At 70.0% G+C, this 24,537-nt stretch carries 20 protein-coding genes and 3 pseudogenes; 10 read left to right on the forward strand and 13 right to left on the reverse strand.

Features of this window, described 5'->3' with window-relative positions:
• The first annotated feature begins 439 nt into the window (after nucleotides 1-439).
• A complete protein-coding gene (locus tag ACIPFH_RS03080; protein ID WP_401822476.1) occupies nucleotides 440-844 on the forward strand; it encodes a type II toxin-antitoxin system PemK/MazF family toxin in 405 nt (134 codons plus the stop codon).
• A 303-nt stretch (nucleotides 845-1,147) separates the two neighbouring features.
• On the opposite strand, the gene ACIPFH_RS03085 is transcribed toward ACIPFH_RS03080, so the two are convergent.
• Entirely contained in the window at nucleotides 1,148-1,426 is a 279-nt protein-coding gene (locus ACIPFH_RS03085) for an Atu4866 domain-containing protein (RefSeq protein ID WP_401822479.1), read from the reverse strand.
• Nucleotides 1,427-1,840: 414 nt separating this feature from the next.
• Here ACIPFH_RS03085 and ACIPFH_RS03090 point away from each other — a divergent pair, with 414 nt between their 5' ends.
• The gene (locus tag ACIPFH_RS03090) at nucleotides 1,841-2,443 is read left to right on the forward strand and encodes a LuxR C-terminal-related transcriptional regulator (protein ID WP_401822480.1); all 603 of its coding nucleotides are present in this window, start codon (nucleotides 1,841-1,843) and stop codon (nucleotides 2,441-2,443) included.
• A gap of 400 nt (nucleotides 2,444-2,843) precedes the next feature.
• Here the strand turns inward: ACIPFH_RS03090 and ACIPFH_RS03095 are convergent.
• Together ACIPFH_RS03095 and ACIPFH_RS03100 are read right to left on the reverse strand one after the other, a co-directional pair.
• A pseudogene (locus ACIPFH_RS03095) lies at nucleotides 2,844-2,918 on the reverse strand (DNA-binding response regulator); the annotation flags it as partial.
• Between the two features lie 89 nt (nucleotides 2,919-3,007).
• Nucleotides 3,008-3,199: pseudogene (locus ACIPFH_RS03100) on the reverse strand (SDR family NAD(P)-dependent oxidoreductase); the annotation flags it as partial.
• A gap of 132 nt (nucleotides 3,200-3,331) precedes the next feature.
• On the opposite strand from ACIPFH_RS03100, the gene ACIPFH_RS03105 reads away from it, so the two are divergent.
• A complete protein-coding gene (locus ACIPFH_RS03105; RefSeq protein WP_401822483.1) occupies nucleotides 3,332-4,027 on the forward strand; it encodes a TetR/AcrR family transcriptional regulator in 696 nt (231 codons plus the stop codon).
• Between the two features lie 47 nt (nucleotides 4,028-4,074).
• On the opposite strand, the gene ACIPFH_RS03110 is transcribed toward ACIPFH_RS03105, so the two are convergent.
• The 3 genes from ACIPFH_RS03110 to ACIPFH_RS03120 form a co-directional block, all read right to left on the reverse strand.
• Nucleotides 4,075-5,217, reverse strand: coding sequence for a DUF418 domain-containing protein (locus ACIPFH_RS03110; protein ID WP_401822485.1), 1,143 nt, complete (start codon nucleotides 5,215-5,217; stop codon nucleotides 4,075-4,077).
• A gap of 393 nt (nucleotides 5,218-5,610) precedes the next feature.
• The gene (locus ACIPFH_RS03115; protein ID WP_401822488.1) at nucleotides 5,611-6,738 is read right to left on the reverse strand and encodes a sensor histidine kinase; all 1,128 of its coding nucleotides are present in this window, start codon (nucleotides 6,736-6,738) and stop codon (nucleotides 5,611-5,613) included.
• Nucleotides 6,735-7,406 (reverse strand): response regulator, encoded by a 672-nt coding sequence (locus tag ACIPFH_RS03120; protein WP_401823717.1) that lies wholly within the window; start codon nucleotides 7,404-7,406, stop codon nucleotides 6,735-6,737. Before ACIPFH_RS03120 ends, ACIPFH_RS03115 begins: the two co-directional genes overlap by 4 nt.
• A 199-nt stretch (nucleotides 7,407-7,605) precedes the next feature.
• Here ACIPFH_RS03120 and ACIPFH_RS03125 point away from each other — a divergent pair, with 199 nt between their 5' ends.
• Complete coding sequence (locus ACIPFH_RS03125; RefSeq protein WP_401822490.1) at nucleotides 7,606-8,826, forward strand: DUF418 domain-containing protein; 1,221 nt, start codon at nucleotides 7,606-7,608, stop codon at nucleotides 8,824-8,826.
• A gap of 132 nt (nucleotides 8,827-8,958) precedes the next feature.
• Here ACIPFH_RS03125 and ACIPFH_RS03130 read toward each other — a convergent pair whose 3' ends face one another.
• Both ACIPFH_RS03130 and ACIPFH_RS03135 read right to left on the reverse strand, forming a co-directional pair.
• Nucleotides 8,959-9,702, reverse strand: coding sequence for a DUF4232 domain-containing protein (locus ACIPFH_RS03130; protein ID WP_401822493.1), 744 nt, complete (start codon nucleotides 9,700-9,702; stop codon nucleotides 8,959-8,961).
• Nucleotides 9,703-10,000: 298 nt separating this feature from the next.
• Nucleotides 10,001-10,504 carry a hypothetical protein gene (locus ACIPFH_RS03135; RefSeq protein ID WP_401822495.1) on the reverse strand — a complete coding sequence of 168 codons (504 nt, stop codon included), beginning with the start codon at nucleotides 10,502-10,504 and terminating at the stop codon, nucleotides 10,001-10,003.
• 206 nt (nucleotides 10,505-10,710) lie between these two features.
• On the opposite strand from ACIPFH_RS03135, the gene ACIPFH_RS03140 reads away from it, so the two are divergent.
• Genes ACIPFH_RS03140 through ACIPFH_RS03150 form a run of 3 tightly spaced genes read left to right on the forward strand, consistent with a single transcriptional unit; the run spans nucleotide 10,711 to nucleotide 13,924 of the window.
• Nucleotides 10,711-11,919 carry a sensor histidine kinase gene (locus tag ACIPFH_RS03140; RefSeq protein WP_401822498.1) on the forward strand — a complete coding sequence of 403 codons (1,209 nt, stop codon included), beginning with the start codon at nucleotides 10,711-10,713 and terminating at the stop codon, nucleotides 11,917-11,919.
• A 60-nt stretch (nucleotides 11,920-11,979) separates the two neighbouring features.
• Nucleotides 11,980-13,188, forward strand: coding sequence for a sensor histidine kinase (locus ACIPFH_RS03145; RefSeq protein ID WP_401822501.1), 1,209 nt, complete (start codon nucleotides 11,980-11,982; stop codon nucleotides 13,186-13,188).
• 52 nt (nucleotides 13,189-13,240) lie between these two features.
• The gene (locus tag ACIPFH_RS03150) at nucleotides 13,241-13,924 is read left to right on the forward strand and encodes a response regulator (RefSeq protein WP_401822504.1); all 684 of its coding nucleotides are present in this window, start codon (nucleotides 13,241-13,243) and stop codon (nucleotides 13,922-13,924) included.
• 226 nt (nucleotides 13,925-14,150) lie between these two features.
• On the opposite strand, the gene ACIPFH_RS03155 is transcribed toward ACIPFH_RS03150, so the two are convergent.
• The 4 genes from ACIPFH_RS03155 to ACIPFH_RS03170 form a co-directional block, all read right to left on the reverse strand.
• Complete coding sequence (locus tag ACIPFH_RS03155; RefSeq protein ID WP_401822506.1) at nucleotides 14,151-14,804, reverse strand: response regulator; 654 nt, start codon at nucleotides 14,802-14,804, stop codon at nucleotides 14,151-14,153.
• 19 nt (nucleotides 14,805-14,823) lie between these two features.
• Nucleotides 14,824-16,263 (reverse strand): sensor histidine kinase, encoded by a 1,440-nt coding sequence (locus ACIPFH_RS03160; protein ID WP_401822509.1) that lies wholly within the window; start codon nucleotides 16,261-16,263, stop codon nucleotides 14,824-14,826.
• Nucleotides 16,264-16,415: 152 nt separating this feature from the next.
• A complete protein-coding gene (locus ACIPFH_RS03165; protein WP_401822512.1) occupies nucleotides 16,416-17,705 on the reverse strand; it encodes a hypothetical protein in 1,290 nt (429 codons plus the stop codon).
• A gap of 441 nt (nucleotides 17,706-18,146) precedes the next feature.
• Nucleotides 18,147-19,010 carry a helix-turn-helix transcriptional regulator gene (locus tag ACIPFH_RS03170; RefSeq protein WP_401822514.1) on the reverse strand — a complete coding sequence of 288 codons (864 nt, stop codon included), beginning with the start codon at nucleotides 19,008-19,010 and terminating at the stop codon, nucleotides 18,147-18,149.
• A gap of 130 nt (nucleotides 19,011-19,140) precedes the next feature.
• Here ACIPFH_RS03170 and ACIPFH_RS03175 point away from each other — a divergent pair, with 130 nt between their 5' ends.
• The gene (locus ACIPFH_RS03175; RefSeq protein ID WP_401822517.1) at nucleotides 19,141-20,091 is read left to right on the forward strand and encodes an NADP-dependent oxidoreductase; all 951 of its coding nucleotides are present in this window, start codon (nucleotides 19,141-19,143) and stop codon (nucleotides 20,089-20,091) included.
• Nucleotides 20,092-20,101: 10 nt separating this feature from the next.
• Nucleotides 20,102-20,231, forward strand: a pseudogene (locus ACIPFH_RS03180) (IS5/IS1182 family transposase); the annotation flags it as partial.
• 76 nt (nucleotides 20,232-20,307) lie between these two features.
• Here the strand turns inward: ACIPFH_RS03180 and ACIPFH_RS03185 are convergent.
• Complete coding sequence (locus tag ACIPFH_RS03185) at nucleotides 20,308-22,404, reverse strand: RICIN domain-containing protein (protein WP_401822519.1); 2,097 nt, start codon at nucleotides 22,402-22,404, stop codon at nucleotides 20,308-20,310.
• A 954-nt stretch (nucleotides 22,405-23,358) separates the two neighbouring features.
• Here ACIPFH_RS03185 and ACIPFH_RS03190 point away from each other — a divergent pair.
• Nucleotides 23,359-24,438: a LacI family DNA-binding transcriptional regulator gene (locus ACIPFH_RS03190; RefSeq protein WP_401823719.1), complete on the forward strand. Its 1,080-nt coding sequence runs from the start codon at nucleotides 23,359-23,361 to the stop codon at nucleotides 24,436-24,438.
• Nucleotides 24,439-24,537: the final 99 nt, after the last annotated feature.

Raw genomic sequence — 24,537 nt, forward strand, 5'->3', positions numbered from 1 at the left:
ACTCCGCTGTGTGAAGGTTCCATCCTCTTGGCTGAACTGGGCGGTCGCGGATGCTGCTGTGGAAAGCGTCCAACTCATCGACGCCCAGAGGCCATTGAGGGGCCACAAGGACAGGAACAGACCGACAAGCACTGCACAGGGCTGACGCGGATCGACCCGTCTGACCTGCACGGATGTCTTGGCGCACGGTCGGGGAAGTCGCCGCATGTGGCCTCTGCGAGTGGCTGGGCGCCCAATTCGGGACGCTGGCAGGACGAGGGAATCGGAAGTGGCTGCCTCGGCGCCATCCTGCCCGACGCTTCTGTGGTGGGTGGGGGAGTGGCGGCAGGCGATCAGGGTGCTGCGCGTCCCTTGGATCACGGGGCTGCCGCCCGACCGCGGTGCGGGAGAAACTGCCCGTACAGAAAACTGCCCGAAGGAACACTCGAGGTGAGGGCTTGTGCAACGTGGCGAGGTCTGGTGGGTCCAGTTCGACGAGCGGAGGTTGGTCGTACTGCTGTCAGGAGACGACGCGTCCGGGTTCCAGGTGATGCAGGTCGTCGCTCCGGCGGGCCTCGACATCAGCGGTCTGGGCATCGAAGTGACGGTCGGCGCCGGTGAAGGGCTGCCGCTCGAAGGCGTGCTGCGGCTCGCGTTCCCGCGTCCAGGCTTCACCCCGTGCACGTGGCTGACCACCGTGTCCCGGGACGACCTGATAGAGCGGGCGGCCGTCCTGTCCTCCAGGAAGCTCAGCGAGATCGACGATGCCCTCCGACTCGCCGAACAAGCACAGGAGCGGACCCCGGCAACGACCGCGAAGCTCAGCGAGATAAGGGACGCCCTCCGTCGCCGTGAACTCGGGTAGACGGAGAAGGAGCCGACGCCCGCGACGGCATGGGCGATCTCGGGCGAGATGATCCACGCTGGACACCTGCCGCCTCGACGCCCCTCACCATCAAGATCACGATCTACGGCCGGAGTACTAGCCTCGGGACGGGGATCATCCGGGGCAGGTGTCCTGGTAGGGCAGGTCCTCAGTGGCCTGCTGCCATCCAGCCGGGTTGAGTCCCCAGTGTGTCCGCTCGCGCGGAGAGAACAGTCGCCGATGCGGGCCCACACGGGATGGCGGAGGCGGTCACCTGCAGGTGGACCTTGGCCATGGTCAGGCTCACTGCCGGGCGTGCTCGTCGCCCTCGCGGTAGAGGACCAGGTGCTCGTGGAAGAGAACGCCGTCGCGGACGTCGCCGGTGGCGGTGAAGCCGGTGTCGTCGACGTAGTCGATGTGGTCGCCGGTGACGGTGTAGCTGCCGGTGTAGGCGCTTCGGTGGTTGCCGCGGGCCTCGTCGTAGCGGCCGTTGGGAAGCAGTTCTTGGCGGATGAAGCCGTCGGCGGTCACCCACATTCCGACGTACGGGTGCGGGGCGCGGGGCGTGTCGTTGCTGGTCATGGCTCTACGATCGCCCCGGCGGCCGGTGGCAACCAGGCCGCCGTCTCCCCAGGTGAGAGCTTCCTGGGTGCCGCACCCAGCATCGCGACCGACGGGGCCCTTCGTGCGGTACGCCAGCGGCGCGGGCCGTCCGAGACCGCCCCATGCCCCCTGGCGACCGACGGGGCCCTTCGTGCGGTACGCCAGCGGCGCGGGCCGTCCGAGACCGCCCCATGCCCCCTCCGTCGCACGCGGCGGCTCGGATCCTGGGTGCGCGACACCTGGGGACACCGCGGCCTGGTTCCGATTCCACCGCGCGACGAACCTGGTGGTCAGGCAGCCGCCGTAGCTGCCGAACACTCGCCTCGGACCTGCACCGGCGCTCACTTCGCGCAGTGGGGAAACCGGCGAGGCGACTCCACCGAGGAGCATGCAATGAGCATCACCGACACCACCGCCACCGCCACCGTGGGCTGGAACCCTGAGTGCCTCGACGAGATCCTCTCGAACGACGAGGGGCGTCCTGTCCTGTTCACCAACGCCCGCATCCTGACGATGGACCCGCTGATCGGGACCATGACCGGCGCCGACCTCCTCTTCGTCGGTTCCCTGGTCGTGGGGGTCGGCCCCGGCATCATCACCGCGGCGGGGGACGACAACGCCATCGTCGTCGACTGCACTGGCTTGACCATCGCCCCCGCCGTCGTGGACACCGTCGCGCTGGCCGGCGGCCGCGGCCACCGCTCGGAGTACGTCGCGACGCTGACCCCTGGCAACACCCCCGACTTCCTGGTGGTGCCCGACGAGCTCGCCGACGCCCTGCAGGGCTTCTCGCCCCGCACCCGCCAGTTCCTCCAGCTCGCCGCCGAAGGCCTCACCAACCCCCAGATCGGCGAACGGCTTTACCTCTCGCCCCGAACCGTCTCCTCACACCTGTACCGAAGCTTCCCCAAACTCGGCATCACTCAACGATCCAAGCTCCGCGACATCATCAACTCAGGAAATGCCCTGACCGACCGGCCGCCCACGCCGCAGTGAAGGGCCAGGCCGGACAGCGAGACGAGGCGGACTGCCAAGCTGTTGCAGTCAGCTGCTGAGCCGAGGCACCCGGGAGGTGATCTCCGTGAACGCCACTGTCACATTGGTGCCGCGCCGCGAACGATCAGAAACCGCTCGTCCCCGTACCGGGCACGAAGCACCCCGGCAGTCGTCCGACTTCGGCTCCACCGCGAACCCCGCTGGCAGCCGCGGGTCGTCCACGGCAGAGGCCGGCACAGGCTCCGGCCTCGTCCAGTCCATGATCGACACCAACCATCGCAGCTGGACCGTCCGCTGAGCCTTGCACGCACGGCCTTCAACTACAGCATGTGCAACGACAGACGGGAGCGGCGTGGTGGCGGGCGATCGAGGTCTTCCAGAGCGGCCGCGCGAGTCCGTGCTCGTCGCGCGGGGCGTCCCTGAGCAGTTGACCTGCGCCCGCCTCGATGCTCGGCAGGGTGTCGGAGTCGGCGTCGAAGCCGACAACGACGGGAACGACGTGGGACCGTCCTTTCGGCGTGACGTTCTGGCCCCGGGGAGCCACGCTCTCGTTTCGCGGTCGAGCACGTCCGCGGGGAACGCGGCGGCGGTGATGCCGTCGGCGGCGAGCTCGCCGACAAGACCGTCGAGCTTCTCGCGGTTACGGGAGATCAGGGCGACGTCGAAGCCCTGGGAGCCGAAGGTGCGGGCGATGGCCAGGCCCAGCTGGGGGCCGGCTCCAACGATGGCGATGCTGGTCCCAGCGATCCTTTCCAAAAAGCTGGTCGAAGGAGGAAAGCCATCCGGATAGGTCTATCCATATCGAGATCCGGATAAGCCGCTCCGATTCGCTGCTGTCACCGTACCACCAAAAATGGATAGGGCAATCCGATTGCTAGACTCCCCGGTATGACCCCTGCCACCGAGCATCCCGACGGCCCCGCCGGCCAGCCCCTGCGCAGTGACGCCGAGCGCAACCGGGAGCGGATCACCGTCGCCGCGCGCAAGGTGTTCGCGCGTGACGGTCTGGGTGCCTCGATGGCCTCCGTGGCCCGTGAGGCGGGGGTGGGGATCGCCACCATGTTCCGCCGCTTCCCCACGAAGGAGGAGCTGGTCGACGCCGTCTTCATCGACCGCATGGGCGCCTACGCCGATGCCGTCGCCGTCGCCCTGGAGGACCCCGACCCCTGGAACGGGTTCGTCGGCTACATCGAGACCGCCTGTGCGATGCAGGCCGCCGACAGCGGCTTCGCCGACGTCCTCATCACGACCTTCCCGACCGCCAAGGCGCTGGAGCGGCGGCGCAACGAGGCCTATGAGGGCATGGTGGAGCTCATCGGCCGGGCCAAGGCGACGGGCCGGCTGCGCGAGGACTTCGACTCCTCGGACCTGGTGCTGCTGCACATGGCCAACGCCGGTGTCGTCAACGCCACCGGCGACGCCGCCCCCGACGCCTGGCGCCGCGTCGTCGCCCTGTTCATCCAGTCCTTCGAGGCCCCCGCCCGCGGCACCCTGCCCCCCTCACCCGAGCATGACGCCCTCTACAGGGCCATGCTCCGCGCCGGTCCGGCCGCTGATGCGGCACCGGATGCGCGTACCGACTGACCTGGAACCGGAGCGTGCGGAGCCTCTGCGCGGTGGAAGGGGAAGCCTCATCGGATGTGCTTCGCCGGCTTGGTGGCGGCGTTGAGCAGGTACTCCAGGGGGCCGCGGCGGAAGAAGCGGGACCAGATCCCGGCGAACACGATCGCCCCGAGGACGAACATGAGCAGCGTCACCCAGGACTCCTCGTCGTAGGTCGCGCCGAGCCCGGGCAACCGGCCCTGTATGACGAAGTGGCCGACGTAGGCGGTCAGGGACATGGTGCCCACGGCGACGACCGGTTTGGCCAGGCGGCGCAGTCGCGGCAGGCGGTCCATCGCCACCGTCGCGCCCACGATCATGAGGATCGCGACGCCCACGCTGCCGATGATGTCGAACGTGGTGCCACTGTGCGGCCCGGCCGTGAAGAGCGACGAGACCGGAAAAGCGGTCTCGAGCGACCCGCTGTCGAGGGGCATCGACCCGGAGCCGCCGGACGACGGCCCGTCTTCCGCCGTGCTCCTCAACGCGTCCTTGCCGGCCAGCAGCAAGGACATGCCGTACGCGGCCACGGTGAGGGCGGCGCCGAACGCGGCCAGGCGCCACTGGACGGCGGTCGCGGACAGGTCGAGGCGGGCCAGCGCCATACCGGCGATCACGAACGGAATCCATGTGATCGTCGGGTAGAAGCCGGTGAACAGCAGATCGAGCACTCCCACGTCACTGAGCCGCTCGAGCGGGTCGTAGGCGTTGATGCTCTGCTGGACCGACTCGGTCAGCAGCGAGCGGAGGGCGAACGACAGCTGTGGTGTGACGAGCGCGAGGACGAAAGCGATGATCGCGAGCGTCCTGGCCCGCAGTCGCACCAAGGGCAGGGCCAGCAGGAAGTAGACCCCGTAGAAGGCGAGGATGACCACGTCCCCGTATTCCATCGCCATCACGGTGCCCAGTGCCAGCAGGACCACGGCGCGGATCGCGATCCTGGCCTTCGCCTGCCGGCCGGCCAGGCCGGTCTTCGGCTCCCGGTGGCCGGCGAGCAGCATCAGCGAGAACCCGGCGAGGACGGCGAACAGGACCGACGAGTGACCGTCCGCCATGTACCGGACCCAGCTGTCGGCGCCGTCCGTGGCCGACAGCGCGGGGCCGATGTGCACGACATACATGCCGAACACGGCCAGCGCGCGGGCCAGGTCCACCCCGACGAGGCGTCCCATCGAAGGACCGGGCGAGGCCGGCACAGCGTTTTCGGGGGAGGTCCGGGGGTGCGGAGGCGAGTGCTCCTGCGGAGCTGACGTCTCCTGCAGCGGCTGCGACTTTGTCATACGGAGAATCTCGCGTGGACGTCAGGGGGCGGACCATCCGGCAGGCTTCGGTAACGGCCCCGCCGGTCGGCGGGTACCACCCCGCCGACCGGCGGAGTCCGCTTCGAGGACGTGTCCTTCCGGCATCGTGCGCTGTGCCGACGCGCTCCTGGGAGCCGCATCCTGCCGACCGGACGTCGAGGCCACACGTCTGCGGAAGGCCCCCGAAGCGGGGCGGACGGAGCTCGAGCGGCGGGTCTGGTGAGCCGGCGCAGCCGACGGGCCGGCATCAGGTCCTGGTCGGTCTCAGTCTGCGCTGAGGGGAATCCGCAGCCGCACCCGGTAGCCGCCCTCCACGGTCGGGCCCGCCTCCAGGGTGCCGTGCAGGATGTCGGCCCGTTCCCGCAGGCCGACCAAACCGTGCTGTGAACCGGGGAGGGACAGAGAGGGACGTGTGGGCGGGGTGTTGGCGACGGTCACTCCGACGGTGTCGCCGTCCTGCCACAGTTCGACGCAGGCGGTGGCGCCGGGGGCGTGCTTGCGGACGTTGGTCAGCGCTTCCTGGACCGTGCGGTAGAGAGCCCGTTGGGCCGGTGTGCCTACGGTGGGCGGGAGTTCACCTTTCAGCTGTGCGTGAGTGCCGCTGGACTCCACGAGTTTGTGCAGGTCGGCCAGGGTGGGCTGAGGCGTCAGCTCGGTGGCGTTGCCGCCGGAGGCGCGCAGCAGCGTGACCATGGTGCGCAGTTCGTCGAGTGTGGTGACGCTCAGGGAACGGATCGTGCGAGCGGCCTCTTTGGCGTTCAGGTCCTGGGCGGCGACCTGCATGGCTCCGGCCTGTACGGCGATCAGGCTGACCTGGTGGGAGACCACATCGTGCATCTCGCGGGCCAGCTGGGCACGTTCGCGGGCGAGCACGGCCTGCGCGTGCAGGGCCCGCTCGTGCTCCCTGGCCGCCTCGATCTCGGTCAGCCGACGCGCCAAGTCCCGGTGCGCCTGGAGTAGTTGTCCGAAGAGGACGGGGGCGGCCGCGGTGGCCAGGCTGTACACGAGGTCGATCAGCGTCATGGTCCGGCCGACCTCGGTGAAACCGGCCAGAGGCCACGGAACGCTGCCCGCGACGGCGGTCAGGGCGGTCAGGGCGACGCACCCCGCGAGGAGAGGACGGCTGCGGGAGTGTTCGGCCAGGGTGAACAGCGCCACGAGCGGAGCGACGGCGACCGGCTGCGCCAGCACGATCGGCAGGGTGAGCAGGAAGACGCCGAGCGGGAACCTGCGCCGGAAGGCCAGCGCGGCACAGCCGAGCGCGGCCGGCGCGACACCGGGACGCGTGTCGTCCCACAGGGTCAGCCATACGTCCACGGCCGCCACCGCCACCAGGACGAGGTCGACCACCGGCGCGGGAACCCGCTCCCACAGAGCGCGTGCCCGGCTCATCGAGCGGCCTCCGGATGCGGGCGCTCGTCAAGCAGCCCGGCCCGCTGCGCCAGCAGCGCGGCCTGCACCCGGCTGGTCACCCGCAGCTTCGTGAGGATCGCGCTGACGTGGTCCTTCACGGTGCCGGCACCCAGGTGGATGCGCGCCCCGACATCGGCGTTCGACAACCCCTCCGCCACCAGGACGAGGACATCGCGCTCACGGGCGGTGAGCAGCCGGACGCGGACCGCCTCCTCGTCGACGGCGGCCTCGGCGCGGGGGTGGCTGTGCAGCAGGGTCCGCGACGCCTTGGGGGACAGCACCACACCGCCCGCGGCCAGGGTGCGCACCAGGTGGGCCAGCTGCTCCGGCTCGGTGTCCTTGAGGAGGAAACCGGCCGCGCCGGAGTGCAGCGCGGTCAGGATGTACTCGTCGGCGTCGAACGTGGTCAGCATCGCCACCACCGGAGCGTCCGGCATCGTCCGCAGCTCGCGCAGGACGGTGAGTCCGTCGACGTCCGGCATCCGGATGTCCAGCAGCACCACGTCGGGCCGCTCCCGGCGGACGGTCGCCACGGCGTCGCCGCCGCTCGCGGTCGCGACGACCTCGATGTCCTCGGACGCGCCCAGGATGAGCCCGAAGCCCGAGCGGACCAGTGCCTCGTCGTCCACCACCACCACCCGCACCACCCGGTTCACGCGCGCTCCGCCTCACCTTCATCCATGCCGTCCGGTCCATGCCGACTCGACCCTAAAGCCACGCAGAGCCTCGGCGGCCTGGCGGACGGCAGCTCCAGCCACACGGCGGGGTAGCACCCTCCAGTCGGCGGGGACATCACAGCCTTCTGCCGGATACTCCATGATCGGCCCCGTCTCCAGCCTGAGTGGCATGACACAGTACGCAGACTCTCCGCTGCCCCCGGCCGATGCGGCGTCCCCTGCGGACGAGCGCCGTGAGCCCACGCCGGGCGCGCCCGGCGTGGGCCGACTGGTCGGACTGGACCTGGCCAGGGGCCTGGCCGTCTTCGGCATGTACGCGGTCCATGTGGGCCCCGCCCCCGGCCAGGACGGTGCAATCGGCTACCTGATGGAGCTGGCGCAAGGCCGCTCCTCCGCCCTGTTCGCCGTGCTGGCCGGCTTCGCGGTCGCCCTCATCACCGGGCGCCGCACACCGAAGACCGGTCTGGCCGGCCGCCAGGCCGTCGCCAAGGTGATCATCCGGGCCGTGATGCTGATTGCCCTGGGCACCGCCCTGACCTCGACCGGCACCCCGGTGGTGCCGATCCTCGCCTTCTACGGCCTGTTCTTCCTGCTCGTGCTGCCGCTGTACCGGCTGGGCACCAAGCCGCTGGCGCTGATCGCGGTGGGCTGGGCCCTGGTGGGCCCGCAGCTGCTGTACGCGCTGAAGCCGGTGGTCGGCGGCCGCGTATTCCTCTCCTACGGCCAGGCCGACGGCCCCGTCTCGCTGTTCTTCACCGGTGGCTATCCGGCCCTGACCTGGGGCCCGTTCGTCATCGCCGGTATGGCTGTCGCCCGCTGCGACCTGGCCGCCACGGCCGTCCGGATACGCCTGGCCCTCACCGGCGTCGCCCTCGCCGTCACCGGCTACGGCGGCTCCTGGCTGGCGGTGCGTCTCGTACCCGGTGCCGCCGAGGCCGTCCGGAAAGCCGAACAGGGATCGGGCATGTCGTCCGGATCGTCCGTGCCGTCCGTATCACCCGACAGCATCGGCGTCTTCGGCGACACCCCTGCCGGGATGCTGGCCGCCGCCCCTCACAGCGAGGCGACCCTGTCCATCGTGGCCGCCACCGGTGTGGCGATCCTGGTGATCACCGCGTGCCTGGCCGCCATGGACGCCTTCCCCGCGCTGCGTCGCCTGGCCAAGCCCGTCATCGCGGTCGGCTCGATGTCGCTGACGGCGTACGTCTACCACATCGTCGCCATCTGGCTCCTGAACACCGAAGGCCAGACCGCCTCGCCCTTGTACATCCTGCTCGGCTTCATCGCGTCCGTCACCGTCCTCGCCACCCTCTGGTCCCGCTTCTTCCAGCGGGGGCCGCTCGAATGGCTGATGGGCAGGGCGACCGGGATCGCCCGGCGCATTCAATGAGACGCGTCCGAAGAAAGAGGACGTGAGCGGCCGGTACGCGGCGTCCTCCGAGGGGCAGACCGAGGACGCCGCAAGCCGCAAGCCGTGTTCGCTGCGACCTGTCGGAGGCCGGGAGCGGTCTTCGGGCGAGGGTCAGTTGCCGCCGGCGGCGTTGAACATGTAGTTCTCGGCCTTCTCACGGCTGACGTTCCAGTACGAGACCGCGGGGTTGTCGTCGATGTTCAGGAAGTTGGCCTCGTCGGGCAGCGGGACCTCGATCGGCCCGCTGTCCGGATCGGCGTTGGAGACGCGGCCCTGGAGGCTGACGGTCATCTTCTCCACGGCCTCGGTCTGCGCGCCAGTGCGGAAGAGGAGCATGCCCGCGTACGCCTTCCGGCCCGGCCCGATCTTGACCGCCTTCATCTCGGACTCCATCGGGCCGACCTGATCCTCGCGACCGTTGTCGAAGCGGACGATCGGGTAGCGGTAGAGAGTGCATTCCTTGTCGCCGGTGTTGGTGGCCGTGAGGAGGAGGTGCCGGACCGAGTCATGTGGGTAGAGCGTCGTGGCGACCGAGATGTTCGCGTCGCTGCAGGCGGTGGCGCTCTCGCCGACGGTGCTGCTCGACCCACCGGAGTTCCCCGAGCCGCCGCCCGAGTCCTGCGAGCTGCCGCCCGTGCCGGCGCCCCCGCCGGGCTGGGTGGAGGCGGTCGCGCTCGGGGTCGTGCCCCCGCCGCCGGGCTGGGTGGAGGCGGCCGCGCTCGGGGTAACGGACGGGGTGATGGTGCCCGTGCCGTTGTTCGTGCCGTCCGGCTCGCAGGCCGTGGTGGAGAGGAGGGCGGTGAGGGCCGCGGCTCCCAGGACGTAGGTCTTCCAACTCTTGTGCGCAGTACGCATGGTCATCCCCCGTGTGCCGTCATGTGGTCCGAATGTGCGACCGACCAATGTGGTGATGCGGCGAGGAGATCGCTGAACTCCCGTTCCTGCGTGGCCGTGACGGCACCCAGACGTGGAGTCGTGCTTCCCTTTCGCCGTCTCTGGGCCTGCCCTGACGCGTTCGACGAACGCACTGCGTTCCCCACCGAACTCGAGGCCGCAGCTTGACGCGTCGGCATCGTGAGGTGTCTGCCCCCCGCTCACGCCTGAACCGCACAGATCACGGGGGAAGGCCCCGCTTGGACTTCCCCCGTGACGTTTAGAGGAAGACCCAGGACCCGGTTGCGAGACCGCCGCCGCTTCGGTTCTCCTCAATGGCCCAGGCGTAGATCGGTTCGCTCTGGGTCCATGCGAGATTTCCGAAGAGCGCGTACTGGCCGCACGATTGGGTCGTGTGCCATGCGCCGTACCGCTTGCCGGTGGGCGCATTGGTGACGAGGCGGATACGCGCGCTGGTCACACCCTTGTTGCAGGGGAATCTCACCGACATGGCACCGGTGAGGTTTCTTTTGGAGTTGGAGTCGGTGAACGTGCCGCTTCCGCACACGTAGCTGTCGCAGTAATCGCTTCGTCCGGTGAAGGACGGGGCGATTGCTGCCTGCACAACGCCGGCCCGCGCGCCGTGCGGCGCCGACGGCGCTGCGGAAGCCGGAGCGGCTGTGGCGAAACCGCCCAGGGCGATCACGCAGCCGGTCACCGCGGCCGTCGTTCGGATCTTCGATCTGGACACTTCGAGTTTCCTTCCCTCGGTGTTGCGGACCACGCGGCCGATCGCGTTTCACCACATGGTGGGGAGCTGCGATGCCGTGGTGGCGCCGGTAGGGGAAAGCTAGCTGGATGGGCTGTTCCGTTTCGCCCAACCGTGGGTTGAACCGCGCCTGCAACCAGGGTGGTCGGCGGTGTACAACGTGGGGTGTAGCTGTGGTGGAAAGCCGGGTGGAGCGGTCGCTTGGGGCCTACGCTCGGACGATGTTCGCGCAGCGCATGTGGAGCGGGGCGGTTCGCCGGGCCTTCCCACAGGTGGCGGACATCGTCTACGCGGTGGTGTCGGTCTGGATGTCGAGCACCGCGCTGCGCAACCTGCCCGACCCGCATGGCTATTGGCGGCACACCGATGTTTGGGCCTATGTGCTGATCGCCCTGGTCTATCTTCCGCTGGCCGTGCGCCGCCGGGCTCCCCTGACCGTGCTCATCGGCACGGCGGCCTGCGTGCTGTGTTACTTCACCCTGGCCTACTACCACGTGGTCGTTGTCAGCGGACTGGGCCTGGCGCTCTACACCGTCGCGGCGCAGTGCCCGCGCAGGGTCGCTGCGCGGTGCGCCGCCGCATCGCTGCTCGTGCTGCTGTGGGGGGCGCGGCTCGCCGAGCCCGGGGGCGGCCCGTTCAGTGTGGCCTTCGTGATCGTGATGGTCGCCGTCGCCTGGGTGACCGGCGACCGGTCCCGCCGGCTCGCGGAGCGCGGCGAGCGCCTCGCGGTGCTCAGCGAGCAACTGCGCCTGGAGCAGGAGGAGAAGGCGAAGCGGGCCGTCATGGCCGAGCGCATGAAGATAGCCCGTGAACTGCACGACGTGATCGCCCACCACGTGTCCGTGATCTCTGTGCAGACCGGCCTGGCCGGATACGTCTTCACCTCCGATCCGAGGACGGCCCGCGAGGCGCTGGCGATCATCGCGGGCAGCGCGCACGAGGCCATGGCGGAAATGCGCCGCATGCTGGTCGTGCTCAGGGAAGGGCCCGAGCGTGCCCAGCACGAGGAAGGAGCGGGCGACCACACCGCGGCCCCCGGACTCGGGCGGCTGGACCAGCTGGCCCGGCGCGTCGAAGCCGCGGGTGTCGCCGTCGACGTCCGGATCACGGGTGCCCCGTTCGCGCTGCCGCCGGGCGTCGACCTGTGCGTCTACCGGGTCATTCAGGAAGCTCTCACCAACGTCATGAAGCACGCGCCGGCTGCGAATGCGAGCGTCTCGGTGCACTTCGACGAGGCCGCGGTCCGCGTCCGGGTGGCCGATGACGGACAGGAGGCAATTCGCGTCGGCACCACCGCGGGGCCCGCCGGCCATGGTTTGATCGGCATGCGCGAGCGGGCCGGTATCTACGGCGGCACGGTGACCGCCGGCCCCGGCCCGCAGGGCGGGTTCGAAGTCGCACTGACCGTCCCCGTGCCACGCGGCAGGTGAACAAGCGTCTCCGTGGTGGAAAGCCGGGTGGAGCGGTCGCTTGGGGCCTACGCTCGGACGATGTTCGCGCAGCGCACGTGGGGCGGGGCGGTTCGCCAGGCCTTCCCGCAGGTGGCAGACATCGTCTACGCGGTGGTGTCGCTCGGCATCATGGGCACCATGTTGCGCAACTGGCCGAACTCGCAGGGCTATTGGCGGCAAACCGACGTATGGGCCTACGTGCTGGTCGCCCTGGTCTATCTTCCGCTGGCCGTGCGCCGCCGGGCTCCCCTGACGGTGCTCGTCAGCACGGCGGCCTGCACGCTGTGCTATATGACCCTGGGCTACTACCACGTGGTCGTCGTCTGCGGACTGGGCCTGGCGTTCTACACCGTCGCGGCGCAGTGCCCGCGCAGGGTCGCTGCGCGGTGCGCCGCGGGGTCGCTGCTCGTGCTGCTGTGGGGCACGCGGCTGGCCGAGCCCGGGATCGGCCCGCTCAGTGTGGTCTTCGTGACCGTGACGGTCGCCGTCCTGTGGGTGACCGGCGACCGGTCCCGCCGGCTCGCGGAGCGCGGCGAGCGCCTCGCGGTGCTCAGCGAGCAACTGCGCCTGGAGCAGGAGGAGAAGGCACAGCAGGCCGTCATGGCCGAGCGCATGAGCATAGCCCGTGAACTGCACGACGTGGTCGCCCACCACGTGTCTGCGATCTCCGTGCAGACCGGCCTGGCCGGATACGTGTTCACCTCCGATCCGAAGACCGCCCGCACGGCGCTGGAAACCATCGAGGGCAGCGCGCACGAGGCCATGGCGGAGATGCGCCGCATGCTGGTCGTGCTCAGGGAAGGGACCGCGCGTGCCCAGGAGGAGGAAGGAGCGGGCGACCACACCGCGACCCCCGGACTCGGGCGGCTGGACCAGCTGGCCCGGCGCGTCACCGCCGCGGGCGTCCCCGTCGACGTCCGGATCACGGGTGCCCCGTTCGCGCTGGCGCCGGGCGTCGACCTGTGCGTCTACCGAGTGATCCAGGAAGCTCTCACCAACGTCATGAAGCACGCGCCGGCTGCGAGCGCGAGCGTCTCGGTGCACTTCGACGAGGCCGCGGTCCGCGTCCGGGTGGCCGATGACGGACAGGAACCAGTTCTGGCCGACACCACCGCGGGGCCCGCTGCCCATGGTTTGATCGGCATGCGCGAGCGGGCCGGTATCTACGGCGGGACGGTGACCGCCGGCCCCGGCCCGCAGGGCGGGTTCGAAGTCGCACTGACCGTCCCCGTGCCCCGCGACAGGTGAACAAGCGTCTCGGCTCCCGGCCGGGCAGCCGCGAGGAAGGCGGAAACCGCGCATGCCCACAGTGCTCGTCGCAGACGACCAGATCCTCATCCGCTCGGGACTCGTCGCACTCCTGCGGGCCGCACCGGGAATCGAGGTCATCGGCGAGGCGCGGGACGGCGAGGAGGCCATCGAGATCGCCACGCAGACCAGACCCGACGTCATCCTGATGGACATTCGGATGCCGGGCATCAGCGGGATCACCGCCACCGAGCGCATCCTTGCCCAGGCTGCGCCCCCGCCCCCCAAGATCCTCGTCCTGACCACCTTCGACCTCGACGAGTACGTCTACGGCGCGCTGAAGGTCGGCGCCTGCGGCTTCCTGCTCAAAGACACCCCACCGGACCGGCTGCTCGCCGCCATCGACACCGTGCACGCCGGCGACATGCTGTTCAGCGCCTCAGTGATCAAAGGGCTCATCGAGACCTATACCCCCCGCCCGGCCGCGCCCGAGCCGCACTTCGGGCTGGACACGCTGACCCCCAGGGAATTGGAGGTCCTCGGGCTGGTCGGGGCGGGCATGTCCAACTCCGACATCGCCCAGCGACTCGTGCTCAGCACGGCGACCATCAAGACACACGTCCACCGCTGCATGAGCAAGCTCACGCTGAACAGCCGGGCCCAAGCGGTGGTCTTCGCGTACGAGACCGGACTGACCTCCCGCGGCGCCGCAGCCTGGGGCGCGGACAACACCTGAGGTGTCGGAACCGTCATGTCGTCCAGGTTGTCGTTCGGCGTCCGGGTGGCTGCCCTGAGGGCCGATGCCAAGACCCGGGGGCCGTACAGGGGCCGGGACGGCGCAGTCGTGTCCCGCCGACGGTGTCTCGGGCGCGCGGTACCGCCCGGTTGCCGTTCGCCCGCCAAGGCCTGGTGGAGGGAGTGTCCGATCAACGGCTGATCGAGTCGGCCGACGACGGGCCGGCTCAACGGTCGTCGAACAGCCCGGCGTCGTGCGCGAGGACGGCGGCCTGTACGCGGTTGGCGCAGCCGGTGCGGGTGAGGATCCGGCTGATGTGCGCCTTGACCGTGCCGGCGCTCAGATACAGCTGATCGGCGATCTCCGCGTTGGACAGGCCCGTCCCGAGCAGCCGCAGGACATCCCGTTCGGCCGGGGTCAGTTCCGCGGTCCTGCGCAGGGCGGCCTCGGTGTCCCGGCCGGACCGCACGTGCCGTTCCAGCAACTGCTGGGTGATCCGGGGGGCCAGTACCGGTTCACCCCTCGCGGCGAGTTGCACGGCGCGGATCAGGTCGGCGGGACCGGTGTCCTTGAGGAGGAAACCACTCGCCCCGGCCCGCAGGGCGCGCGTCACGCTCGCCTCCTCGCCGAACGCCGTCAGCATCACGACACAGGTGCGGGGCGAGAGCCGGGCGATGTCCTCGGCGGCGGCGATTCCGTCCCTGGACGGCATCTGGATGTCGAGCAGGGCCACATCGATCTCCTGTGCGCGGCACGCCGCGGCGGCCTCCCGACCGTCGCCCGCCTCGGCGACCACCTCGATGTCCTCGGCGTTCTCCAGGATCAGCCGGATTCCCGCGCGCATCAGCGCCTCGTCGTCGGCGACCAGGACTCGGATCATCAGCTCATCTTAGGGTCGTTCATCTCAGGGCTGCGTTCGCCAGCAGCACGATCAGGAAGGCGACCGTCGGCAGGACCACGAGCAGGGCCAGGCAGCCCGATCCCAGGACTCGCGGCCAGGTCAGGATCTCGTCCGGCAGCGGGGCACGCGCCCCTCTCGGTTCGATGCCGTCGAACTGGAGGCGGTCCGCGTCCGGAAGAGGTTCGAGAAAACCCCGGCCTGCGGCACCCGGGAGCGCGGAGAGTTCCAGGGGGCCGCTGTCGCGAGTCGGCAGCCACGCCGCCATGCGGAAGCCACCGCTCGGCAAGGCGCCCGCCTCGAACGTGCCGCCGAGCAACGAGATCCGCTCCCGGCAGCCGGCCAACCCGCTGTGGTTACCCCCCTGGGAGCGGCCCGCCGCGCGGGGTGCCTCGTTGGTGACGGACACCTCGATCCCGTTGTCCGTGTCCCCCCTGACCAGCACCCTGGTGGGCGCGCCGGACGCGTGCTTCAGCACGTTCGTCAGCCCTTCCCGGACCACTCGGTGGATCGCCTGACGCGCACGGAGCCCCACCTCGGCTGTGTCGGGAACGGACCAGTCCAGCTCGACGATGCTGCCTGTCTGCCGGGATTGCGTCACCAGAGCGGTGATGTCCTCACGCGTTCCCTTCTCGTCTCCGGTCCTGCCCATCGGGTCCGTCATGTCCGCGTACCGCAGGACGCCGAGGATCTCGCGCAGTTCCCCCATGGCCGTACCGGCGGTCGTGCGCAGCAGCTCGGCCTGCCCGACGAGGGCGGGTGCCTGCCGCGCGGCAGCGAGTTCCAGCGCCCCGGCGTGCACCGAGATCAGGCTCAGCCGGTGGCCCAGGAGATCGTGCATCTCTCCCGCGATCCGAGTCCGTTCCTCCATCCGGGCTGTCGCGGCGGTCAGCGTGCGGGCCTGTTCCAGAAAGGCGTTGCGTTCTCGCAGCAGGCTGACCAGGGGGCGCCGCCGCCCCCACAAGGTTCCTGCCAGGGCGGGAAACAGAAGCAGCAGAACCGCCGAGACCGCGTTGCCGGCCAGCTCCGACGGCAGGTCCTCGGGCCGGACCAGGGCACGGGCGACGGTCAGGACAACGACGGCGGCGCAGGCCACTCCGACGAACTGCCACGCCCGCCGCGGCGGCGCGACACGACGGGTGGCGGACAGTACGACAAGCGGCACCACCGCCAGGGTCCACACGTTGTCACCCACGACCAGCGGAGCGGACCCCAGGATCGCGGCGATCGGCCGGCCGCGTCGAGCCGGCACGAGCAGGGTCGCCCACAACGCCTCCAGAACGGCCGACGCCGGCCGATGCGGGGGCGCCAGCAGCAGCGGTGTCAGACAGAATGCCGCCGTCAGGGCGCAGACGAGTGACTCGACGACGACCGTACGGCGTTCGGCGGCACGCACCGCGGCCCAGCTCTCGGCCACCTCATGGCGCAGCCACCGTGGCACGCCGGTCAACGTGTGCCTCAGCCGTGCGGACGGGCTCGATGGCTGTGTGTCTTCGGACGCCTGACTCATGATCTCCCTTTGCCCCGGCACAGTGGATCCCGCGGGAGGGACGGTAGCGACTACGGCGGTCATCGCTCGGCGGACCCCGGATGTCATGCGCCCAGCCTGAGGCCCGACTCCGCCCGCAACGCGGCCACATCCACCTGGTCGGCGGCCAGCAGTCGTACGACCATGGCACCGGCGTCCGTGTCCGTCGCCGACTCGTCGAGCAGCGCGGACAGCAGGTGGACCGTGCCGACCGTGGGCGAACCGTGCTCGGCGGCGGACAGCCGCGCCACTGCCATGACCCGGTCGGCGGCGGCCGACAGCCGCACCTTGCCGCTGTCGGGAACAGCGGCGGACGGGATCGCCGAAGCCGAAGTGACCACGGAAGCCGATGCGGCCGTCGAAACCGAAGAGACCAGGGAAAACTGCCGTACTCCGTGCCGACGCATCAGGGCAGGAGCGGAGTTGGCCTTCGCCAGACTCGTGGGAAGCGAGCGTCCGGCGACGAACAGGGCCCGGTCCAAGGCCAGTATCCCGAGCAGAAGATCCACCGGCTCCACGGCGGCGCGCCCGCTCCGTACCGCCTGCCGCGTGGCCTCGACGGACACCGCGAACAGAACCGGTGAGCCGTTCACGGGGCCTCCGGAGGTCCACGAAGTCAGCGCCCGGGTCAGAGGGTTACCGCTCTTGCCCAGCGTTCCGGCTCGTCGAAGAAGGGTGACGCCGCGGGATTCCGGTCCCTCGGTCCGCGCCGAGGCGCTCGCGTCCAACGAGTCCAACGCGTTCGCCGCGGCGGAGAGATCCAGCCTCTCCAGCACCATGGCCTCCCGTGCCCTGCTGTCCGGCAGTTCCAGCAGGGCACGGGCGACATGCCGACAGCGCACCGAGATCGACCCCTCGGCCCGGGCCGACCTGAGCGCGAGCAGCAGACACGCGCGCAGCGCTCCGGTCATCCCGGGCGGCACCCGGCCACTCTCCGGGGCCGATCCGCGCACACCGAGGCCGTAGCGCCACCGGGCCTCACGCCAGGCGGCATCGACCTCATCCTCATCCTTCTGACCGGCTTCCTGACGGGCTCCCTCATCGACACCGGCCGCGACCGGCACGCCCCGCGCCTCGTCGTCGCTCACCCAGCCGAGGCCCGCCCGGCCGGCGATCAGACCACTGAGCGAACCGGCCTTCCGCATCCCAGGGGACATCGCCTCACCGGCGTCCGTGTCCCCCAGCACGAGTTCCCCCAGCAGGGTGTCCGTCCCCACGGCCGACAACTCGCGCCTGACCGCTCGGCGCAGTGTCTCCACGAGCAGGTCCATGACGTCCTGCTCGAACTCCGTGGCCGCCCCGATCACTGCCGTGCCGCCGTCGGCGTGGGCTCCGGTCATCTCTTGCTGCCCCATCAGTGTTCCCCTCACAGTGCGGTGGCCTGGTGACAACGACGCTAGGCACGCCTCCCGCGACACCGCGACGGCCGACCGGCCGGACTCCCGGTCCGATCGGCCATCCAGCCACGGGCCTCCATGCCCCTGCGAGGGATGGTGGCCGCCTCCGGTGTGGAGGCCCTCCCGCCAGGGCGGCATCACCGACCCGGTCACCGCAGCCTTCGCCCGAACCGGATGCCTCCAGCAAGCCCATGACCAAAGCCATCGAAGACCTCCGCATCAACCAGGAGCGACGGAACGGCCCATCTCTCGCCCGGCGACACGGGGTTCATGCCCGACCAGCAGAATCCAGCGATCCCGCCCGGTACGACAACGGCTTCTCAGGTCGATGGCGTAGGAAAGTGCCCCGGCACCGTGACGATGGGGGCTGTCTTTCGGTAGGTCCCATTCTGCGTGGGGTCAGCGGGCGTTGAGCAGGCTGGCGAGCAGTTGGAGCCGCTCGGCGTCGGGGCCGCCCTCGACGGCGGTGTAGACGATCAGCATCGGGCCGGGCGTGCCCGGCAGCGGGTAGGCGTCCCAGTCCAGGTTCAGCTCCCCGACCAGGGGGTGGTTGACGCGCATCCGGCCGCGCGTCGTCTCGACCACGTCGTGGCGGGCCCACAGTGTCGCGAACTCGTCGCTTCGGACCGCGAGTTCGCCGACCAGCTCCACGGCGCGCGGATGCCCCGGATCGGCGGCGACCTGTGCGCGCAGCATCGCGGTCAGCTCGGCGACGGTGGCGGCCTGCTCGGGGCAGGTCTGGTCGGCCTCCGGGTGGAGCAGGAGCGACAGCAAGTTCCGTTCCGTCACCGGGAGCCGGGTGAACTCGCCCAGCAGCGCGCCGGCCAGCGGGCTCCACGTCAGTACGTCGAGGTAGCGGCCCACGACCAGCGCGGGCGAGGACATGGTGCGCAGCAACCGCTGTGTGGTGTCCGGTACTTCCTCCGCTTCGTACCGGCGCGGGGCGCGGGCCGGTGTGCGCGCGGCGGCGGCGAGGCTGTGCAGGTGCCGACGCTCCTCGGTGGAGAAGTTGAGGGCGCGCGCGAGGGCGTCCAGGACCTGTTCGGAGGGCCGCACGTCGCGTCCCTGCTCCATGCGCTGGTAGTAGTCCGAACTCACCCCCGCCAGCAGGGCCAGTTCCTCACGCCGCAGCCCGGCGACGCGCCGCCTCGGACCGGGTTCGAGGCCGACGTCCTCCGGCCGCAGCCGGGTCCGGCGGGTCCGCAGGAATTCGGCGAGTTCGCGTCGGGGGTCGTCGGTCAGTGAGAGGGGGGCGTCGGTCACGGCGTCAGTATGCCTCGGGCGCCGCTCGGGAGGGTGGGTCTGCCAGACCCAGGAAAAGGCGAACGACCGTGATGTCGCGAGCGTGGACCAGCATCGGTTCCACACCAGCCGACCACGGAAGGACAGCGTCATGAAGGCCGCTCAGATCACGAGTTACGGTGCGCCGGACGTCCTGCGGATCAACGAGGTCGACCGCCCCGCTCCCGGTGTCGGCGAGGTCCTGGTGGCGGTCGAGGCGTCCAGCGTGAACGGACACGACGTGATCGTCCGCGCAGGGGAGCTGAAGATGGTGTCGGGGCGCCGCTTCCCGATCGGTGCGGGGCTGGACTTCGCGGGCGTCGTCGTCGAGACCGGCGCCGATGTCGAGGGCTACCGGGCCGGGGACCGGGTGTGGGGCATGGTGCATCCCCGTCAGCGGCACACCACCGCGGGGGCGGCCGAGTACGTCGTCGTCTCCACGGACCGGATCGCGCCCGCCCCGGCGGGCGTCTCGCCGGTCGATGCGGCCTCCCTGGTCGTGGCGGGCGCCACGGCGCTGATCGCGCTGCGCGACAGCGTGCACCTCACGGGCGGGGAACGGGTCCTCGTACGGGGCGCGGCAGGCGGAGTCGGTACAGCCGCCGTGCAACTGGCGCACGCGATGGGCGGCCACGTCACCGCGCTGGCCCGCGACCGCCACGCCCGACTGCTCACGGACCTCGGTGCCGACGAAGTCCTCGACTACGGCTCCACCACCTCGGACCGGATCGGACCCTTCGACGTCATCGTGGACGCGGTCGGCTCGGAACTGAACTGCTACCGGAGCCGGTTGGCCAAAGGGGGCCGGATGGTCACTGTGGGACTGTCGGCGTCGGCTCTGGCCGCGATCGCCGCGTCCAGCGTGTACGGCTCCCGCCGCATCCGCACCTTCAGCGCCAACCCGGACACCGCCGTGCTGCGCGACCTGGCCGACCACGTCACGTCGGGTGCGCTGCGCCCGGTGGTCCACAGCGTGTACCCGCTCGCGGACGTCGCCGCGGCGCACGAGGCGTTCGAGCGCGGCGGCGTCGTGGGCAAGCACGTGCTCGCGGTGTCCGCGTAGCTCCGTCGTTCCCGGCCAAGTCCTGATCGACGGCACCCCCACGGAATGCGACTGGGTCGGCGGCGGCCGGACCGACTTTTCCCACAAGCACCACCGGCACGGGGGTGGACGTGCAGGTGGTGACCGACCCGGTCGGGCAGTGATGTCGCGCAAACGAATCGGCGGACGGACCGGAGGATCCGTCCGCCGATCGGGACGAACGGCGGCGTCAATCCGTCAGTTGAGCGTCCACTTCTGGTTGGTCCCGCTGTTGCACGTCCACAGGTCGATCTTGGTCCCGTTGGCGGTGCCGTTGCTGACGGCGTCGAGGCAGAGCCCGGACTGGTTGTTGGTGATGGTGCCGTTGGCGTTGACGGTCCACTTCTGGTTTGTGCCGTCGGTGCAGTCCCAGATGATGACCTTCGTACCGTTGGTGGTGCCGCTGTTGTCGGCGTCGAGGCACTTGTTGCCGTAGACCACGAGCTCGCCGCGCGACGTGGACGTGAAGGTCTGGTTGTGTCCGCCGACGCAGTCCCAGAAGGTGAGCTGGGTGCCGTTGGTGATCGAATTCTTGGCGATGTCGAGGCAGCGGTTGGAGCCGGCTCCGATGATCGCGTTGCCGTTGGTGCCCGCGATGCCCTGAAGGAGGACGGCGTCGAGGTTGGGCGACCAGCCGCCGCTGTTGGAGAACTTCATGGTGTTGGAGCCCTTGGCGATACCGACCAGTACGGAGACGGTGCCTGGAGTGGTCCAGGACCCGGTCGGCGGGAACGAGACGACCGTGGGCTGCTGGCCGTTGACCTGGAGCGTCGTCTTACGGGCGGTGCTGTCGCCGTTCACGTAGGCGATGGTGGCGAGCTTCACGCCGGAGGCCGAGGCGTTGATGTTGTTGAACGTCAGGGTGTTGGCGGAGCCGTTGCCGATCCAGTCGACCAGCGAGCCGTTGGAGCAGTTCGCGCAGGAGGCGGTCGCGGCGGTACCGGCAAGGGTGTTGGACGAGGACTCCGCCTCGTAGGTGGTGCCGGAGGCCTCGGTACCGGAGACGGTGAGCAGCACCGCTTCGCCGGCCGGGACGCCGACGGTGTAGCTCGTCGCGGAGCTGCCCGCGTTCGTCGCCGTCCATACGTTGCGCACGGAGGCGGAGGCCGTGGTCAGGCCCATGTCGGCCCAGCGGGCGGTGATGTCGGCGGCGGAGGATGTGCGGTTGAGCAGCAGAACGGCGCGCTTGCCGGTGCCCGACAGGACCTTGCTGTAGACCTGCAGGCCCTTCGTGTCCTCGGCGACCTTGACGCCCTGGAGGCCGCGGGCGTCCTGGTCGATGGCGATGACCTCGGGGTTGTCGAGGATCGACGCGGTGGTGGAGCTCATGGTGGTGAGGTTGTTGCCGGCCACCAGCGGAGCGCCGGAGATCGCCCACAGGCTCATGTGCGTGCGGTTCTGGGCGGCGGTGAAGCCGTTCATTCCGACCATCAGCATGTCGGGGTCGTTGTAGTACCCGGTGTGCTGGGACGAGGGATGCAGCGTCTTGTCGAAGTTGGCCAGCATGTTGGCCGTGGACGGGCTGCTGCCCCAGAAGATGATGTCGGTGCTGGTGCGCCACATGGGGGCGGTGCCCGCGCCCCAGTTCCAGGGGTTGCCGGTGCCCCACTCGCAGAACGACAGGACCAGCTTGTGGCCGGTGATCGCGGCCGCGGCGTCGTTGGCGGCACTGATCGCCTTGTAGGTGGTCTCCTGGTCGAGGCCCTCGGCGTTGCCACCGCACCAGTCGATTTTGACGAAGTCGTAGCCCCACTCCTGGAACGTCTGCATGTCCTGCTGGTAGTGGCCCTCACTGCCGGTGTTGGGCGCCGCAGGTTTGGTCGTGGGGAAGTAGTAGCCGCAGCCCTGCTTGCCCGCGTCGGTGTAGATGCCCGCCTTCAGGCCCTTGCTGTGGATGTAGTCGGCCATGGCCTTCATGCCGCCGGGGAACAGGCTCTCGTTGGTGACGATCTTGCCGTTGCTGTCGCGGCCGCCCTGCCACCAGCCGTCGTCGATATTGACGTAGTTGTAGCCGGCGGCAGCCATGCCGGACGAGACAAGCGCGTCGGCCTGGGCCTTGATGGTGTTGTAGTCGATGCTGCTGGCGAAGCTGTTCCAGGAGGCCCAGCCCATCGGCGCCGGCGGGACTGCGACCTGATTGGTGGTCACCGCGACCGGCTCGGTCCGGCCGAGGTCGGCCGACGGTATCCGGCTCCCGCCCATGACCACCAGCCCGGCGAGAGCCAGGCCGAGGACCGACGCCTGGACGGCGATACGTCTTGTCCAGCGGGGCACGGCGGTTCTCCCTGATGACATGGGATCAACCCTTTCCTCATACGAATGAATGGCAGCAGGTATGGACGTATGGGCAGCACCTGTTTCAGGTGCGGGCCAAGAGGTTGAACAGATGAGAATGTGAAGATCGCCCGATGGCGGGTGCCGCCGTCCTCAGGCGCAGTCAGGGCGCACGCACTCCGCGCACGCACTCCGCGCACGCGCGAAACCGACTCCTCGCGTTCACCGGTTCGGCCATCAGGCTGGACGGAACAGGTACCGGTCGGTGAGGCCGGGCCGCCCTCTATGAGCCGAAAAATGTTACCGTTCACATTTTCTGGCTCCATAGAACTCAGCGGTAGATGGTGTGGCAGGGGAGGTGCGGCAGGGCTTGCACCAGGAGTAGCTACAGGGCGGACACTTGGAAGGGGACCTCTGCAGGCGCCCGACACCGGGCGTTAACGCGTCGGTGACGCAGGGAGCAGTGTGAACGGTAACATTTGGCCCTCGCAATACTCCGCGTGGAACTTTTCTTCTGGCTTCCCGTCAGGCGACGGCGGTCGGGAAGCTTCCAGGGCGCGCCGACGGTGGCCTCGGACCTGCGGACAACGGGGTCTCAGCGATGCGCTGCACTCCGGGAGCAGGCCTCCGAAGGAGGCATGAGGGCTGGTCGGGTGGCTCGGCTCTGAGCTGTCGAAGAAGATCATCACCGCTGCGGGTACGGTATGGCTGTCGATCCCGACCCTGAACGGTAACTTCGTGGCCCAGTGGCAGAAGCAGGGAGTGGACGTCCGCGCTTTCTCCAAGCGCGCCGAAGACACCACGACCGGCTACCCGCTGACCATCTCCTCGTCCACGCACAGGGTGAAGGCGCTCGATCCCTTCAGCCAGGTCTGGTTCTGCCAGCAGGCCTTGAAGGAGGCCGCGGACAGGGGGAACACCTGGTCCAACGCCGCCGTCACGCCTGGCCAGTACCGACGAGGAGCCGTCCCCACCATGCAGGAAGCGACCCCCGCCCCCCGCTCCGGCGGGGGACCGCAGGCTCCGAAGTCCGTCAGCATCCGGGACGTCGCCAAGGAGGCGGGCGTGTCCCACCAGACGGTCTCCCGAGTAGTCAACGGCCACCCCCGGGTCAAAGACTCGACCCGGGCCCGGGTCCTGGACGTCATCGCCGAGATGGGCTACACGCCCAACCGGATGGCCAGGGCACTGGCCGGCGGTGCGGTGCGCTCGGTGACCGTGCTGACCTCCGACACATCCTTGTACGGTGCCTCGGCGACTCTGAAGGGCATCGAAGAGGCGGCCAGGGCGGCTGACTTCGCGGTGGGGATCAGCGTGCTCGACACCGGCTCGGCCCAGCAGCCCGCGGATGTCGCGGCCCGGGTCAGCCGGCCAGGGGAGGCGGTGCTGGTGATCGCCTTCGACGCGGCGGGCGTACGGGCATGGCAGGCACTGCCGACCGGGTTCCCGGCAGCGGCGGCGGTGGAACGGCCCGAGGACGGCAGCCCAGGCGACCGGCCCCAGCTCTGGCTGGACGACCGGGCGGCCGCAGCTCAGGCCACCCGTCATCTCATCGGCCTCGGCCACGAGACCGTGCACTACCTGGCGATCCCATCCTCCGTCACCCGCATCGGCCAGCGCACCCAGGGCTGGCGCGACGCCCTGCGGGCGGCCGACAAGCCCCTACCGGAACCGCTCGACGCCGGTTGGAGCCCTCGCTCCGGCTACCTCATCGCCCGCTCGCTGCTGGTCGACCCGTCGGTCACGGCCGTGCTCTGCGGCAACGACGACCTGGCACTCGGCGTACTCCGCGCGGCCAGGGAGGCGGGCCGTGACGTGCCGGGCGACCTGAGCGTGGTGGGCTTCGACGACGCCCCTCATGCCGCCTACGCACACCCCGCCCTGACCACCGTCCGCCTCGACTTCGAAGGCCTCGGCCGGGGGTGCTTCGGCCTGCTCCACCGGCTCCTCGAGCCCGATACCGCCCCGGCCCTGCCCCTGTGGGCCGAGCCGGAGCTGATCGTGCGAGAGAGCAGCGGCCCGGCCCCGTCACGGCGTGACCGGCCCCAGGGCTGAACTCGTCGGCCGGCCGTAGGCGGCGGGGGAAACGGTCCTGAGGGGTCACTCGAACCGTCTGCTGCGGACCTGGCGAGGTCGACATCGACCGAGAACTCG

The sequence above is a fragment of the Streptomyces sp. NPDC088157 genome (assembly GCF_044741545.1).
Classification (GTDB): Bacteria; Actinomycetota; Actinomycetes; order Streptomycetales; family Streptomycetaceae; genus Streptomyces.

Excerpts from the sequence above, each read along its gene's own strand:
- ACIPFH_RS03085 (WP_401822479.1), bottom strand. The coding sequence starts at position 1,426 with ATGACCAGCAACGACACGCCCCGCGCCCCGCACCCGTACGTCGGAATG.
- ACIPFH_RS03090 (WP_401822480.1), top strand. The coding sequence starts at position 1,841 with ATGAGCATCACCGACACCACCGCCACCGCCACCGTGGGCTGGAACCCT.
- ACIPFH_RS03105 (WP_401822483.1), top strand. The coding sequence starts at position 3,332 with ATGACCCCTGCCACCGAGCATCCCGACGGCCCCGCCGGCCAGCCCCTG.
- ACIPFH_RS03110 (WP_401822485.1), bottom strand. The coding sequence starts at position 5,217 with ATGGGACGCCTCGTCGGGGTGGACCTGGCCCGCGCGCTGGCCGTGTTC.
- ACIPFH_RS03115 (WP_401822488.1), bottom strand. The coding sequence starts at position 6,738 with ATGAGCCGGGCACGCGCTCTGTGGGAGCGGGTTCCCGCGCCGGTGGTC.
- ACIPFH_RS03125 (WP_401822490.1), top strand. The coding sequence starts at position 7,606 with ATGACACAGTACGCAGACTCTCCGCTGCCCCCGGCCGATGCGGCGTCC.
- ACIPFH_RS03130 (WP_401822493.1), bottom strand. The coding sequence starts at position 9,702 with ATGCGTACTGCGCACAAGAGTTGGAAGACCTACGTCCTGGGAGCCGCG.
- ACIPFH_RS03140 (WP_401822498.1), top strand. The coding sequence starts at position 10,711 with ATGTTCGCGCAGCGCATGTGGAGCGGGGCGGTTCGCCGGGCCTTCCCA.
- ACIPFH_RS03145 (WP_401822501.1), top strand. The coding sequence starts at position 11,980 with ATGTTCGCGCAGCGCACGTGGGGCGGGGCGGTTCGCCAGGCCTTCCCG.
- ACIPFH_RS03150 (WP_401822504.1), top strand. The coding sequence starts at position 13,241 with ATGCCCACAGTGCTCGTCGCAGACGACCAGATCCTCATCCGCTCGGGA.
- ACIPFH_RS03155 (WP_401822506.1), bottom strand. The coding sequence starts at position 14,804 with ATGATCCGAGTCCTGGTCGCCGACGACGAGGCGCTGATGCGCGCGGGA.
- ACIPFH_RS03165 (WP_401822512.1), bottom strand. The coding sequence starts at position 17,705 with ATGGGGCAGCAAGAGATGACCGGAGCCCACGCCGACGGCGGCACGGCA.
- ACIPFH_RS03175 (WP_401822517.1), top strand. The coding sequence starts at position 19,141 with ATGAAGGCCGCTCAGATCACGAGTTACGGTGCGCCGGACGTCCTGCGG.
- ACIPFH_RS03185 (WP_401822519.1), bottom strand. The coding sequence starts at position 22,404 with ATGTCATCAGGGAGAACCGCCGTGCCCCGCTGGACAAGACGTATCGCC.
- ACIPFH_RS03190 (WP_401823719.1), top strand. The coding sequence starts at position 23,359 with ATGCAGGAAGCGACCCCCGCCCCCCGCTCCGGCGGGGGACCGCAGGCT.